Consider the following 12959-nt stretch of genomic DNA (forward strand, 5'->3'; position numbering starts at 1 on the left):
CGGATGCCGGCTCTCCCGACCTCTCCCCCCGCCTATAACTCCTGCAATTCGGGTCACCCCGATCGAACACCCCCCCGGAACGACGCGCAACTTGCCTGGACTCGTCAGAATCTGCAGGAGTCATGCGCACCCAACGCCGCCTTTGGGCACAGAAAAGGGCCCGGCAGACGAATCTGCCGGGCCCTGGAGAACTGCTAGTCGCTCGTGATCGCCAGGTCGGGAGTTGCCGGTCCGGTTCCGATAGCAGCAGCCGTGTTCACTCCGACGCCGACCGGGTCAACTCGGGTCGTGGTGGTGAAGACGTAGGCACCGTCGATGTAATCCACGTGCACGTGGTCACCGGCGTTCAGCTCGCCCTGCAGGATCTTCTCCGACAGGCGGTCTTCCACCTCGCGCTGGATGGCGCGGCGCAGCGGGCGAGCACCGAGCGTCGGGTCGAATCCGACCTCGATCAGGTGTTCCTTCGCCGGAAGGGTGACCTCGACGGTCATGTCCCGGTCGAGCAGGCGCACACCGAGACGCTTGATGAAGAGGTCGACGATCTGCAGCAACTCGGGCTTGGTCAGCTGCGGGAACACGATGATCTCGTCCACGCGGTTGAGGAACTCGGGCTTGAAGTGCTTCTTCAGCTCGTCCTTCACCTTGCCGGCCATGCGCTCGTACCCGGTGGTGCTGTCGCCTTCCAGCTGGAAGCCGACCGGTCCACCCGAGATGTCCTTGGTGCCGAGGTTGGTGGTCATGATGATGACGGTGTTCTTGAAGTCGACGACGCGACCCTGACCATCCGTCAACCGGCCCTCTTCCAGAATCTGGAGCAGGGAGTTGAAGATATCGGGGTGGGCCTTCTCGATCTCATCGAACAGCACCACGGAGAACGGCTTGCGCCGTACCTTCTCGGTGAGCTGGCCGCCCTCTTCGAAGCCGACGAATCCGGGAGGCGCACCGAACAGGCGCGATACGGTGTGCTTCTCGCCGTACTCACTCATGTCAAGCGAGATCATTGCAGCTTCGTCGTCGAACAGGAACTCGGCGAGCGCCTTGGCCAGCTCCGTCTTGCCGACGCCGGTGGGACCGGCGAAGACGAACGAACCGGAGGGACGCTTCGGGTCCTTCAGGCCGGCACGGGTGCGACGGATGGTCTTGGCGAGTGCCGAGATGGCCTCTTCCTGGCCGATGACGCGCTGGTGCAGTGCCTTCTCCATGAAGACGAGCCGCGAGGACTCTTCCTCGGTGAGCTTGAACACCGGGATGCCGGTGGCCTGGGCGAGGACTTCAGCAATCAGGCCCTCGTCGACGACCGCGGTGGTCTTGACGTCGCCCGACTTCCACTTCTTCTCGAGGCGCAGGCGCTCGCCGAGGAGGTTCTTCTCCTCGTCACGCAGGCCGGCGGCTTTCTCGAAGTCCTGTTCTTCGATGGCGAGTTCCTTGGCGGCACGCACCACGGCGATTTTCTCGTCGAATTCGCGCAGCTCGGGCGGGCTCGAGAGGATCGACAGGCGCAGGCGGGCGCCGGCCTCATCGATCAGGTCGATGGCCTTATCGGGCAGGAACCGGTCGGAGACGTACCGGTCGGCGAGGTTCGCCGCGGCCACGAGGGCACCGTCGGTGATCGACACCTTGTGGTGCGCTTCGTAACGGTCGCGCAGACCCTTGAGGATGTTGATGGTGTGCGGCAGCGACGGCTCGTTCACCTGGATCGGCTGGAAGCGGCGCTCGAGCGCGGCATCCTTCTCGAAGTGCTTGCGGTACTCGTCGAGGGTGGTCGCACCGATGGTCTGCAGCTCACCGCGGGCGAGCAGCGGCTTCAGAATGGATGCGGCGTCGATCGCGCCCTCGGCGGCTCCGGCACCCACCAGGGTGTGGATCTCGTCGATAAAGACGATGATGTCGCCGCGGGTGCGGATCTCCTTGGTGACCTTCTTCAGGCGCTCTTCGAAGTCACCGCGGTAGCGGCTACCGGCGATGAGCGAGCCGAGGTCGAGCGAGTAGAGCTGCTTGTCTTTCAGCGTCTCGGGCACATCGCCCTTGACGATGGCCTGGGCCAGGCCCTCCACGACGGCGGTCTTGCCGACGCCGGGCTCACCGATCAGCACCGGGTTGTTCTTGGTGCGACGCGAGAGGATCTGCATGACCCGCTCGATTTCTTTCTCGCGCCCGATCACCGGATCGAGTTTATTGTCGCGGGCCATCTGGGTGAGGTTACGACCGAACTGGTCGAGCACCTGGCTGCCAGCCGTGTTGGCTGCCTGCTCGTTGGCGCCGACCGCCACCTGCTCCTTGCCCTGGTAACCGGAGAGGAGCTGGATGACCTGCTGGCGCACACGGTTGAGGTCGGCGCCGAGCTTCACGAGAACCTGGGCGGCGACGCCCTCGCCCTCGCGGATGAGGCCGAGCAGAATGTGTTCGGTACCGATGTAGTTATGGCCGAGCTGCAGCGCTTCGCGCAGGCTCAACTCGAGGACCTTCTTTGCACGCGGCGTGAAGGGAATGTGGCCGGTGGGCTGCTGCTGCCCCTGGCCGATGATGTCCTGAACCTGCTCGCGCACGGCGTCGAGCGAGATGCCGAGGCTCTCCAGAGCCTTCGCGGCGACGCCTTCACCCTCGTGAATCAGTCCGAGCAGAATGTGCTCGGTCCCGATGTAGTTGTGGTTGAGCATCTTGGCCTCTTCCTGGGCCAAAACGACGACGCGACGAGCTCGGTCGGTAAATCTCTCAAACATATGATCGCTCCCTTGGCGCCAGGGCAGTTGGTGCCGTTACATCGAGAGTAACCAGCCTGAACGCCTCGCGGGTGTTTGTTCGCCGTAGGCGTGACGCAGGCTGCGTGCAGCCTGCGTCATGCCTTTGTTTTAGCAGGAGCAGCGTGACGGATGCTGCGCGCGGCCCGGCCGCGCCGCATCCGTTTCGCGCACCTACTGCACCGCGGAGGTGAGCCGGGCGAGGTTGTCGAGGATGGTGGAGCGCAGCGGCTGCTTGCGCCATTCCTCCAGGGTCAGTTCGCGACTATTGAGCCGGTTCTCGTCTTCCATGGCCCGCAGGTTGCGCACGAACGACCGGCCGTGCACCATGAGCGACACCTCCATGTTGAGGCTGAACGAACGCTGGTCCATATTGCTCGAGCCGACGACAGCCACCTCGTCGTCGATCGTGAAGTGCTTCGCGTGCAGAATGTAGGGCGCTTTGTACATGTAGATGTGTACGCCGGCCGTTAGGAGTTCCTCATAATACGAGCGCTGCGCGTGGTAGACCACGGCCTGATCGCCGATTTCGGACACGAACAGTTCCACGTGCAGCCCCCGCTGCACAGCGGTCGTGATGGCGTACATGATCGATTCGTCCGGCACGAAGTAGGGGCTCGTGATGATGATGCGATCCTGCGCGTAATAGAGCAGTGCGAGGAACAGCCGCAGGTTGTTTTCCCCCTTGAACCCCGGCCCGCTCGGCACCACCTGGCAGTCGAGGGCATCCGTCACTGGCCGCGGATGAACCGGCTCGATGTCGCGGGTGAGTAGTTCATTGGTTTCGCTGTACCAGTCGGTGATGAAGATCGCGTTGAGGCCCGACACAATCGGGCCTTCCAGCCGGGTCATGAAATCTTTCCACTGCAGGCCGCGACGAATGTTGCTCTTCATGTTGTAGGAGCGGTCGATGATGTTCTGTGACCCCATGAAGCCGACCATGCCGTCGACGATGAGCAGCTTGCGATGATTGCGCAGGTCGGGTCGTTGCCATTTGCCCTTGAACGGCTGCACCGGCAGCATCAGCTGCCACGCGATGCCGGCATCCGTGAGCCGTTTCTTGGTCTGGTGAAAGCCGGGCTTGCGCATGGACTGAATGTGGTCCATCAGCACCCGTACGCTGACACCGCGTCTGTGCGCATTCTCGAGGGCGTCAAAGAAGGGGGCGGTGGTGTGATCGAGCGAGAGGATGTAGAACTCGACGTGCACGTATTTCTGAGCCTGGTCGATGTCGGCGATCATGGTGTCGAACGCCACCTGGTATTCGCCGATCAGGCTCGCCGTGTTGTCGCCGACCAGCGGCATGGCACCCAGGTTGCGATTGAGTTCAACGACGGATTCGAGCCAGCCCGGCCACGGGTGGTCGCGTCGCACCAGTTCCATGCCCTCGGTGCTGTCGAGGATAAACTTGTTGATTTCATCCTGCATCAGGCGACGCTTCTTCGGCAGCGTACGGAAGCCGATCAACAGAAACAGCAGCACGCCGAGGTAGGGAATGAAGAAAATGGTCAGCAGCCAGGCCATGCCCGACATGGGCCGCCGATTGCGGGGCACCACGATGATGGCAATGACGCGAACCGAGAAGTCGACGATCAGGGCCAGCAGAACGGTGATGGTCAGGCCGTCGATGCCGAACATTGGTACTTAGGTGACCGGTTTGTCGAGACCGAGCCGGGCGCGTTCTTCGGCTTCGATTTGGGCGTACACCTTGCGTTCGGTGCGGTCAGCGCGCAGGATCGAGCGCATCATCAGCCAGAACATGAGGCCGAGCGCAATGGTGGGCACAATCGAAAAGAGCGCGTTACCCCAGAAGTTCTCAATCACGGACCCAGCCTACGCGTAAAGACTGGGAGCGCCGCTACTTGCTCAGCAGGCCGATCAGGCCGCTGCCCAGGTAGTACAGCCCGACGCCGCCGACGATCACCCAGAGGGCGATGCGGTTCATCGACGGCGGCTTACGGCCCCCCTGGTCGGGCCGCAGCTCGTCATCGGGCAGATAACTCATCACTTCACCAGAGGAAAAAGGATCGTTTCGCGAATACCAAGTCCGGTCAGCGCCATCAGCATGCGGTCGATGCCCATGCCCATGCCGCCAGTCGGCGGCATGCCGTATTCGAGGGCGCGCAGAAATTCTTCGTCAAGACGCATGGCCTCCGGGTCTCCCCCGGCGGCCAGGCTCGCCTGCTCGATGAAGCGTTCACGCTGCACGACCGGGTCGACGAGTTCGGAGTAGCCGGTGGCCAGTTCGAAGCCGCGCACGTAGAGATCCCACTTCTCGACCACGCCGGCCACCGAGCGGTGCCCGCGCACCAACGGGCTCGTATCGATGGGAAAGTCCATCACAAAAGTCGGTCGCACGAGCGAACCCTTCACGAAGTGCTCCCACAGCTCTTCGACGTACTTGCCGTGAATGGGGTGGTCGATCTCGATCCCCTCGCGGGCTGCGAGGGCGACCAGGTCGGCCAGTGGCGTCTCCGGGGTGATCACGATGCCGGCGGCCGCCGAGAGGCTGTCGTACATGCCGATGCGGTCCCAGTCGCCGCCGAGGTCGAACAGGGTGCCGTCGGCCCAGGTCACCACGTGCGATCCGGCGATCGCGAACGCGGCATCCTGAATCAGCTTCTGGGTGAGGTCGGCAATGGAGTTGTAGTCGCCATACGCCTCGTAGGCTTCGAGCATCGCGAACTCGGGCGAGTGGGTGGAGTCGGCGCCCTCGTTGCGAAAGTTGCGATTGATCTCATAGACCCGATCGATGCCGCCCACCACGGCCCGCTTCAGGAACAGCTCGGGTGCGATCCGCAGAAAAAGTTCCGTGTCGAAGGCGTTGCTGTGGGTCTGAAACGGTCGAGCGGATGCCCCGCCGTGCATCGTTTGCAGCATCGGCGTCTCAATTTCGATGAACTCGAGGTCTGTGAACGTTTTGCGCAGGCTCGCGACGGCCCTGGAACGGGACAGCACGTTGGTGCGGGCCTGCTCGCGGCTGATCAGGTCGAGGTAGCGGCTGCGTACCCGGGTCTCCTCGCTGAGCTCGGAGTGCAGGTTGGGCAGCGGCAGCAGCGCCTTCGCGGCGACCTGCCAGTCGGTGACCATGATCGACAGCTCGCCGCGACGGCTGGAGATGACCTCGCCGGTGACGAACAGGTGGTCGCCGAGGTCGACGAGGTCCTTCCAGGCGGCGAGGGACTCGTCGCCGACGGCGGCGAGCGAGACCATGGCCTGGATGCGGGTGCCGTCACCCGACTGCAGGCTCGCGAAGCACAGCTTGCCGGTGTTGCGCAGGTGCACGATGCGTCCGGCCAGTCCCACGGTGACGCCGGTGACGGCATCCGCTTGAAGGTCGCCAAATTCGGCGCGCACCGCCGGAATGGTGTGCGTGACGGGCACTGACACCGGGTAGGCGCCGCCGGCCGGGCTCGCGGCGGTCGCATTCAGGCGGTCACGCTTGCCGAGGCGTACGGCCTTCTGCTCGTTCATCTCCGCGTCGGAGAAGCCCTCGGCGTCATCGGTCGAGGTGGGCGGGGTGTTCTGGCTCATCTGGTTCTCCGTTGGTGCTGTCAGTTCACAATAAAGCGGATGCCACGCCTCACCCGAGACGGATCGACACGTTGTCGATCAGTCGGGTGGTGCCGACCCGCGCGGCCACGAGCATGCGCGCCGGCCCGCGATAGTCGTAGGGCACCGAGAGGAAAGTCTCCGGGTGCACGATCACGAGATAGTCCAGTTTAACCAGCGGCTGGGCGGCAATGCGCGCACGCGCTGCGGTGAGCGCTGCACCAGGGCCGGCCTGCGCCTCCGCTACGGCAGCGTTGAGCCCGGCGAACAGCGCCTGCGCTGCCGTGTGCTGCACGTCGTCGAGGTACCGGTTGCGGCTGGACAGGGCCAGTCCGCTGGGTTCGCGCACGGTATCGACAACCTCGATGGTGGTGCGCACATTGAGATCGGCGACCATGCGTTGCACCAGAAAAGCCTGCTGGCCGTCTTTTTGGCCGAACACCGCGGCATCCGGCGTCACGATGCCCAGCAGTTTCGCCACGACGGTGAGCATGCCGTCGAAGTGGCCGGGCCGCGCGGCTCCCTCATAGAGTGAGCCGACCGTTCCGGCGGTCACCCGGGTATCGTTCGTGCCGCCCGGATACATCTCGCGGGCGCTCGGCGCGAACACGAACGCCACGTTCTCGGCCTCGAGCGCGGCCAGGTCGGCCTTGAGGGTGCGCGGGTAGCTGTCGAGGTCTTCGCCGGCGCCGAATTGCAGGGGGTTGACGAAGATCGACACCACCACGATGTCGCCGAGGGTGTGCGCCCGTCGCACGAGCTCGAGGTGGCCGGCGTGCAGCGCCCCCATGGTCGGCACCAACACGATGCGCGTGTCACCGCCGGTCAGTGCCGCGCGGTCGCGCGCCTGGCCGAGACGGTCATGCAGCTCGGCGATGGAGCCGATCATTTCTGGCGTAGTCATTCGCGCGACCTGTCGTCGTCAAACGGATGCTGCCGCTGCTCGATTTCATCGAAGCCCGCCAGGTCGAGTCGTTCGGGGCTCGTGCGCCCGAGGGCGTTCTCCATCGCGGAGCGCAGCAGCGGACCAAGAATAGCCCCTGGATGTTCGAGACCGATTCCGGCGAGCAGCCGCGTGGCCTGCTCGACGATCGACGTGGAGAAGGCGGTGGCGATCTGGATCGCTTCGGCGTAGCTGGCACGGTCGGCCTCGGCGATGATGAGCGGTTCGCCGCCCATCTCCACGGCGAGCGCCTGCCCGATCGGCAACACCGGGCCGGGTGCGGTCACCGCGAAGTAGCTGTCGGCGAGACGGGCCAGGTCGAGGCTGGTTCCGGTGAAGGACATCGCCGGGTGAATGGCGAGCGGAATGGCGCCGGCCGCCTGCGCCGGCGCGAGCACGGCGGTGCCGAAGCGGGCCGAGGTGTGCAGCACGATCTGGCCGGGCTGCCAGGTGTTCGTCGCGGCGAGGCCCTGCACGAGGCGCGCCAGGTGGGCGTCCGGCACCGCGATGATGACCAGTTCGCTTCGTTCGACGACCTCGGGCACGGTGAGGATGGGCACGAGCGGCAGGATCGCTTCGGCGCGGTCGCGGCTGGCCTGCGAGATCGCGGAGATGCCGACGATCGCGTGGCCAGCGCCCGCGAGGGCCGCTCCAAGAATGGGGCCGACGTGACCGGCGCCGATGATGCCGACGCCGAGGCGTCCGGGCTTGTCGTTCATTCCGCTGCTTCCCGGGCTGGCGAGGGTTTGCCCGCGCGGCTCCACTGGTGGGTAGTGTCGGCGAGCGCCGACCGTACGGCTCCCGTGGACATCCACTCGAAGAGAACCAGTGCTTCATCGACGTCGATGACGGGCAGTGAGGCACTGACCGGCCCGGCAACCGTGTGCAGGTCTGCCGACGCGAGGCGTAGGCGCCTTCGCACGGGTCCCTGGCTGATGCGCACGCCCTGCATTCGCGCGAGGGGCACGAGAATGAGGTCGCGGGAAAGCACGCCGCGGCGAATCACGGCGACCTGATCCGAGACTGCCCAGCCGGTGCGCCACCACGAGAATGGGCGCAGCCAGGCGGCACGGGCGGGGGCATTACTGTAGAAATCGGCGAGCGCGGCGTCACGTTTGTGACCGCCGAGCAGTCCGTTCTCGACCAGGGCGCGTTGAGTGTCGGTGTCGAAGCCGGGCAGCGCCAGTTGGAGTACCTTCTCGACGTCGGCAAGGGTGCCGACCGGCAGGATGTTGGCGCTGGTCGCGGGGGCGCTGCTGCGGCCGGCGGCCTGGCCCGCCGTGTTGATGCTGACCTGCCACCAGCCGAACCGACGCCAGAGAATGGGCTGTGACACCTTGATGGCGTGGATGCGGCCGGGCGGCAAGGTCTGACTGCTCGTGGACAGCAGACCGAAGCCGACCCGCACACCGTCGGGGGTGCCCGCGATGCTGAACCGCAACGTCTTGGTGATGCGGGAGAAGTAGTAACCGACACTGCCGAGGAGCCCAGGCAGCACCGCCACGAGCACCCAGCCGCTGCTCCCGGCGACCACGCTGACGATGAGACCGACGCCGGCCAGAAGGAGAAAGACGGTGAAGCCGCTGAGCACAACCGATCCGATCAGGCGCCCCGGCGGAATGCGCACGACCGATTCGGGCGGGGCCGCATCGGGGTCGAGCTCCGGAGCCCGAAATTCGTTGTAGCGCGCGGTCGCGAAGTCACCGAGGGCCGTGTGCGCGGGCGGCGCGGTGGCCGGCACGATCGGGGTGGGTGCGGCTGCCGCCGGCACACCGGGCAGGTCGGCCGGCTGCCGTGCCTGCCACAGACCGGAGGCAAGGTGCAGGATGTCGCGGCGCAGGTCATCCGCTAGTTTCGAGCCGAGATAGGCGAGCTGTACGTTGCCGTCTTGTCCGGCGACCGTGATCTCCAGCCGGGCCGCACCGAACAGGCGGGCGATCAGCGGCCGGGCCAGATTGACACCCTGCACCCGGTCGAGACGGGCCTTGCGGTTGCTGCGAAAGACCACGCCGCTGCGCACTTCGACGATCTCTCCGGTCACCCGAAAGGTGTGCATGCGCCAGGACAGGTAGAACACCCCGATGATGACCAGAAGCACCCCGGCGACGATCAGCAGGGCCCAACCGGCGGCTCCGCGCTCGTAGATCGCGTCGATCGGATCGCCCCGATAGTTCTCCTCACCCAGGAACAGGTCGACGAGTCGTTCGCGCAGGTTGGCGATGATGAAGCCGATGATGGCCACCATAAAAATGCCACCCCGCAAAACCGGCGTCGAGGGGTGCAGGCGGTGCCATTCCCCGTCGGTGAGGTCGGTGCGCGGCGCCGCCAGGGGGGCCGGAATCGGAGCGGCTGGCTCGCTCACAGGCCGGCCCGGCGGCTCTCCGCGAGTTCCACCAGCCGGTCGCGCAGGCTCTCGGCGTCGGCTTCGGCCAGCCCGGGAATCGAGACCCCGGCGGTGGCCGCGGCCGTCACGAACTTGAGGTCGGCCAGCCCGAGCCACCGGGCGATCGGGCCACGGGTGATGTCGATGAGCTGCATCCGCCCGTACGGCACCGCGACGAAACGTTGAAAGAGGATGCCGCGGCGAAACAGCAGGTCATCGCCCCGCAGCAGATACCCGATGGAGCGCACCCGACGCGGCTCGAACACGAGATTGATGATCGACGCGACCAGCACGGCTATGCCGACCCACAGGGCCCAGGTCTGGTCGAGCAACAACCAGAGCAGGCTCGCTCCGCCGCACACGACAACGGCGTTCACGATGGTGCCGACGATCTCGACCAGTACATACTTCGGGGAGACGCGCATCCAGTCGCCCGTCTCGGGCAGTTCGAGCCGCGCCGACGGTTCGGGCCTATCGGCCGATTCGGCCACGTCGTGTGGAACGGGCGGCAGCGCACCAGGCTGGTTTACGTCGGGCAGGTCAGGCACGGGTACCTCCGGAGTCATCGGTATCGCCATTGGTGTCATCGTCGGGCGGCAGGGTACAGAAGTGTTCGGCCACAAGGCCGGCCGTGAGCATGAGCGCTGCGCCGATCGCCGTGCCGATCGCGAGCCACAACGATAGGACTGCCGGTACCACCGAACGGGTGAGAATGTACAGAACGAGGCCCAGAGCGGCTCCCAGCAGCAGCGACGCCGACAACGACGTGGCCTTCGACAGCACGGCCACCCGCATGGCCCAGAACGGGTCGATGCGGCGCAGCGCCCTGCGACGGGTACCCTGGCGCACCTGCCAGGCCAGGCTCACGACGACCGCGCCCAGCAAAATCAGCGTCAACGGCAGGGTCACCGGCGGAACGACGATCGGAGCGCCCGATGCCGCGAAGGCGATCTCGAGCAGAAAGCCGATCACGAGACCGATCAGCACCGCGGCGAGCAGTCCGGTCGCGTGTGAACGCTTCACCGCCCGGCTCCCGGTGCCGGCGCGGATTCAGCGGCTGAGGCATCCGCTACCCGGCGCACCGTGATGCCGGTGGCGGCGAGCAGATCCCGAACCAGCCCACGGCCGGGGATGACGGCCGCCGCGTCGAGGTCGAGCCACGGGGCCAATACGAAGTCACGTTCCGCCGCGCGCGGGTGCGGCAGGATGAGGCGATCATCGTCGATACGCAGCTCGCCGAACACGATGAGGTCGATGTCAAGCGTTCGGTCCCCCCACCGTTCGGCGCGCACCCGGCCGTGCCGGGCCTCGATGAGATTGACGGCGTCGAGCAGGGCGTACGGGTCGCCGCTATAGCCGATGGTCAGCACGGCGTTGAAGTATCGGGGCGCACTCTCGTCGACGCCGCCCGGTTTCACGGCCGCAGATTCATACACGGGCGAGACGGCAACGAGGGTGGCACCGGGGAGTTCGCTGATGTCCGCCGCGGCCCGGGTGAGCGTGGCCGCCCGGTCGCCGAGATTACTGCCGAGGGCCAGGACCACTCGCTCGATGCTCCCGATCATGACCGAGACCGGGTGATCTGCACGGCCACGTCGGTGAACGGCACCGAGATGGGAGCTTGCGGTTTGTGCACCGTGACCTGCACGCGCAACGCCGGCGGGTGCGCCAGCACGACGGCCGCGATGCGCTCGGCGACGGTTTCAATGAGGTCGACCGGGTTGTGCCGGGCCGCGTCGGTGACCTCTTCGGCGAGTTCGCCATAGTGGATGGTCTGGGTCACGTCATCGCTGGCCGCTGCGGCCAGCAAATCCAGCCAGACAGTCACGTCGATGACGAAGTCCTGACCGTTTTCTTTCTCAAAGTCGTAGACGCCGTGGTGGGCGTTCACCCGCAGGCCGGTGAGGGTGATCGAATCAGTCATGGGTCCATTGTGACGGACGCACAGCGCTGTGCGGCAATCCCTGCGCACGGTGCGGCGTCGACCGCTGCACGCTGGCCAGCACGTTCAGTGCGGTGCGGGTCGCCGCGACGTCGTGCACCCGCACCGCCCAGGCGCCGGCCTGAGCGGCGAGCACGCTGACCACGGCGGTGGGCAGGTCGCGGTCAGGCAGAGCAGCACCGTTTGGCAGCACCCCGGCGAGGAAGCGTTTGCGTGAAGCGCCGACCATGACCGGCAGGCCGAGTTCAGCGAAGGCGTCGAGCCGGGCCAGGAGCTGCCAGTTGTGTTCGGTCTTCTTCGAGAATCCGAGTCCGGGGTCGAGCACGATCCGTTCCCTGCCCACTCCGGCGCGGGTCAGCGCGTCGACGCGGGTGCGCAGTTCGGCGATGACGTCGGTGACAACGTCGCCGTAGTCGGCGAGGGTGTCCATCTGCTGCGCGTGTGCGCGCCAGTGCATGGCCACGTAGGTGAGGCCGGTCTCCGCCGCAACGGCCCCCATGCCGGGGTCGGCGAGACCACCGGACACGTCATTGATCACGCTCGCGCCCGCCGTCGCCGCGGCACGGGCGGTGGCAGAGTTGAAGGTGTCGATGCTCAGCCGCAGGCCCTGCCGGGCGAGCTCGGTGACCACCGGAATGATGCGTCGCTGCTCTTGTTCCGGTGAAACACGGGCGGCTCCGGGCCGGGTGGACTCGCCGCCCACGTCGATGAGGTCGGCACCCTGGGCGTGCAGCAGCAGACCGTGCTCGATGGCGGCATCCGTTGACGCCCACCGGCCGCCGTCACTGAAGGAGTCCGGGGTGACATTGAGCACGCCCATGATGAGCGTCATCCGCCGGCAGAAATCAGCGCGATGATCTCGGCGCGGGCCGTCGGATCGGTCAGCGCTCCACGCGTGGCCATGGTCACCGTCGAGCTCGCGGTCTGGCGCGGTCCGCGGGTGCCGACGCAGCCGTGCACGGCGTCGAGCACGACGAGCACGCCGAGCGGGTCGAGGCCTTCGTGCAGGGCATCGGCGATCTCCTCGGTGAGTCGCTCCTGCAGCTGCGGCCGAGCGGCGAGGGTCTCCACGACGGCGGGCAGTCGGCCGAGGCCGACGACCCGGCCCCTGGGCAGGTAGGCCACGTGGGCGATGCCGAGAAACGGCAGCAGGTGGTGTTCGCAGACCGAACGAAAGGCGATATCGCGCAGCAGCACGAGCTCGCCGGTACTGCCGTCGACCGGAACGAAGTCCTTCAGGTGGTCTTGTGGGTTCTGGTCGAGGCCGGCGAAGAACTCGGCGTAGGCATCCGCTACCCGCCGTGGGGTGCTCTCCAGGCCGGCCCGTGTCGGGTCCTCACCGATCGCAGCGAGAATCTCGGCGACGGCCGCCTGAATGCGCGCCCTATCCACTGCCACGGG

14 protein-coding genes are annotated in these 12959 nt (G+C 66.2%); all 14 read right to left on the bottom strand.

The features are described 5' to 3' along the window. Positions 1 to 194: 194 nt before the first annotated feature. The 14 genes from E3O25_RS04865 to folE all read right to left on the bottom strand — a co-directional run bounded on the left by E3O25_RS04865 (position 195) and on the right by folE (position 12956). Complete coding sequence (locus E3O25_RS04865) at positions 195 to 2720, bottom strand: ATP-dependent Clp protease ATP-binding subunit (protein ID WP_092106976.1); 2526 nt, start codon at positions 2718 to 2720, stop codon at positions 195 to 197. A gap of 192 nt (positions 2721 to 2912) precedes the next feature. Beyond that, positions 2913 to 4376 (bottom strand): cardiolipin synthase, encoded by a 1464-nt coding sequence (gene cls, locus E3O25_RS04870; RefSeq protein ID WP_092106974.1) that lies wholly within the window; start codon positions 4374 to 4376, stop codon positions 2913 to 2915. A gap of 6 nt (positions 4377 to 4382) precedes the next feature. Continuing rightward, on the bottom strand, positions 4383 to 4562 hold the full coding sequence (locus E3O25_RS04875; RefSeq protein WP_092106972.1) for a hypothetical protein: 180 nt from the start codon (positions 4560 to 4562) through the stop codon (positions 4383 to 4385). A 34-nt stretch (positions 4563 to 4596) separates the two neighbouring features. Then, on the bottom strand, positions 4597 to 4743 hold the full coding sequence (locus E3O25_RS16895) for a hypothetical protein (protein WP_166787735.1): 147 nt from the start codon (positions 4741 to 4743) through the stop codon (positions 4597 to 4599). Further along, entirely contained in the window at positions 4743 to 6212 is a 1470-nt protein-coding gene (gene lysS, locus E3O25_RS04880; protein WP_370448726.1) for a lysine--tRNA ligase, read from the bottom strand. The genes E3O25_RS16895 and lysS overlap by 1 nt, the downstream gene beginning before the upstream one ends. A 109-nt stretch (positions 6213 to 6321) precedes the next feature. Further along, a complete protein-coding gene (gene panC, locus E3O25_RS04885) occupies positions 6322 to 7194 on the bottom strand; it encodes a pantoate--beta-alanine ligase (RefSeq protein ID WP_092106968.1) in 873 nt (290 codons plus the stop codon). Next, on the bottom strand, positions 7191 to 7952 hold the full coding sequence (locus tag E3O25_RS04890) for a Rossmann-like and DUF2520 domain-containing protein (RefSeq protein ID WP_092107572.1): 762 nt from the start codon (positions 7950 to 7952) through the stop codon (positions 7191 to 7193). Before E3O25_RS04890 ends, panC begins: the two co-directional genes overlap by 4 nt. Further along, a complete protein-coding gene (locus E3O25_RS04895; RefSeq protein WP_134360594.1) occupies positions 7949 to 9595 on the bottom strand; it encodes a PH domain-containing protein in 1647 nt (548 codons plus the stop codon). Before E3O25_RS04895 ends, E3O25_RS04890 begins: the two co-directional genes overlap by 4 nt. Next, complete coding sequence (locus E3O25_RS04900) at positions 9592 to 10164, bottom strand: PH domain-containing protein (protein WP_370448724.1); 573 nt, start codon at positions 10162 to 10164, stop codon at positions 9592 to 9594. The genes E3O25_RS04895 and E3O25_RS04900 overlap by 4 nt, the downstream gene beginning before the upstream one ends. Then, a complete protein-coding gene (locus E3O25_RS04905; RefSeq protein ID WP_166787734.1) occupies positions 10157 to 10639 on the bottom strand; it encodes a DUF3180 domain-containing protein in 483 nt (160 codons plus the stop codon). Before E3O25_RS04905 ends, E3O25_RS04900 begins: the two co-directional genes overlap by 8 nt. Then, positions 10636 to 11181: a 2-amino-4-hydroxy-6-hydroxymethyldihydropteridine diphosphokinase gene (folK, locus tag E3O25_RS04910; RefSeq protein WP_134360595.1), complete on the bottom strand. Its 546-nt coding sequence runs from the start codon at positions 11179 to 11181 to the stop codon at positions 10636 to 10638. The genes E3O25_RS04905 and folK overlap by 4 nt, the downstream gene beginning before the upstream one ends. Next, positions 11178 to 11540, bottom strand: coding sequence for a dihydroneopterin aldolase (gene folB / locus E3O25_RS04915; RefSeq protein ID WP_092106958.1), 363 nt, complete (start codon positions 11538 to 11540; stop codon positions 11178 to 11180). The genes folK and folB overlap by 4 nt, the downstream gene beginning before the upstream one ends. Continuing rightward, positions 11533 to 12390: a dihydropteroate synthase gene (folP, locus tag E3O25_RS04920; RefSeq protein WP_092106956.1), complete on the bottom strand. Its 858-nt coding sequence runs from the start codon at positions 12388 to 12390 to the stop codon at positions 11533 to 11535. The genes folB and folP overlap by 8 nt, the downstream gene beginning before the upstream one ends. Next, complete coding sequence (folE, locus tag E3O25_RS04925; protein WP_092106954.1) at positions 12387 to 12956, bottom strand: GTP cyclohydrolase I FolE; 570 nt, start codon at positions 12954 to 12956, stop codon at positions 12387 to 12389. Before folE ends, folP begins: the two co-directional genes overlap by 4 nt. Between the last annotated feature and the right edge of the window lie 3 nt (positions 12957 to 12959).

This window comes from Cryobacterium sp. TMT1-3, assembly GCF_004402315.1.
Classification (GTDB): domain Bacteria; phylum Actinomycetota; class Actinomycetes; order Actinomycetales; family Microbacteriaceae; genus Cryobacterium; species Cryobacterium luteum.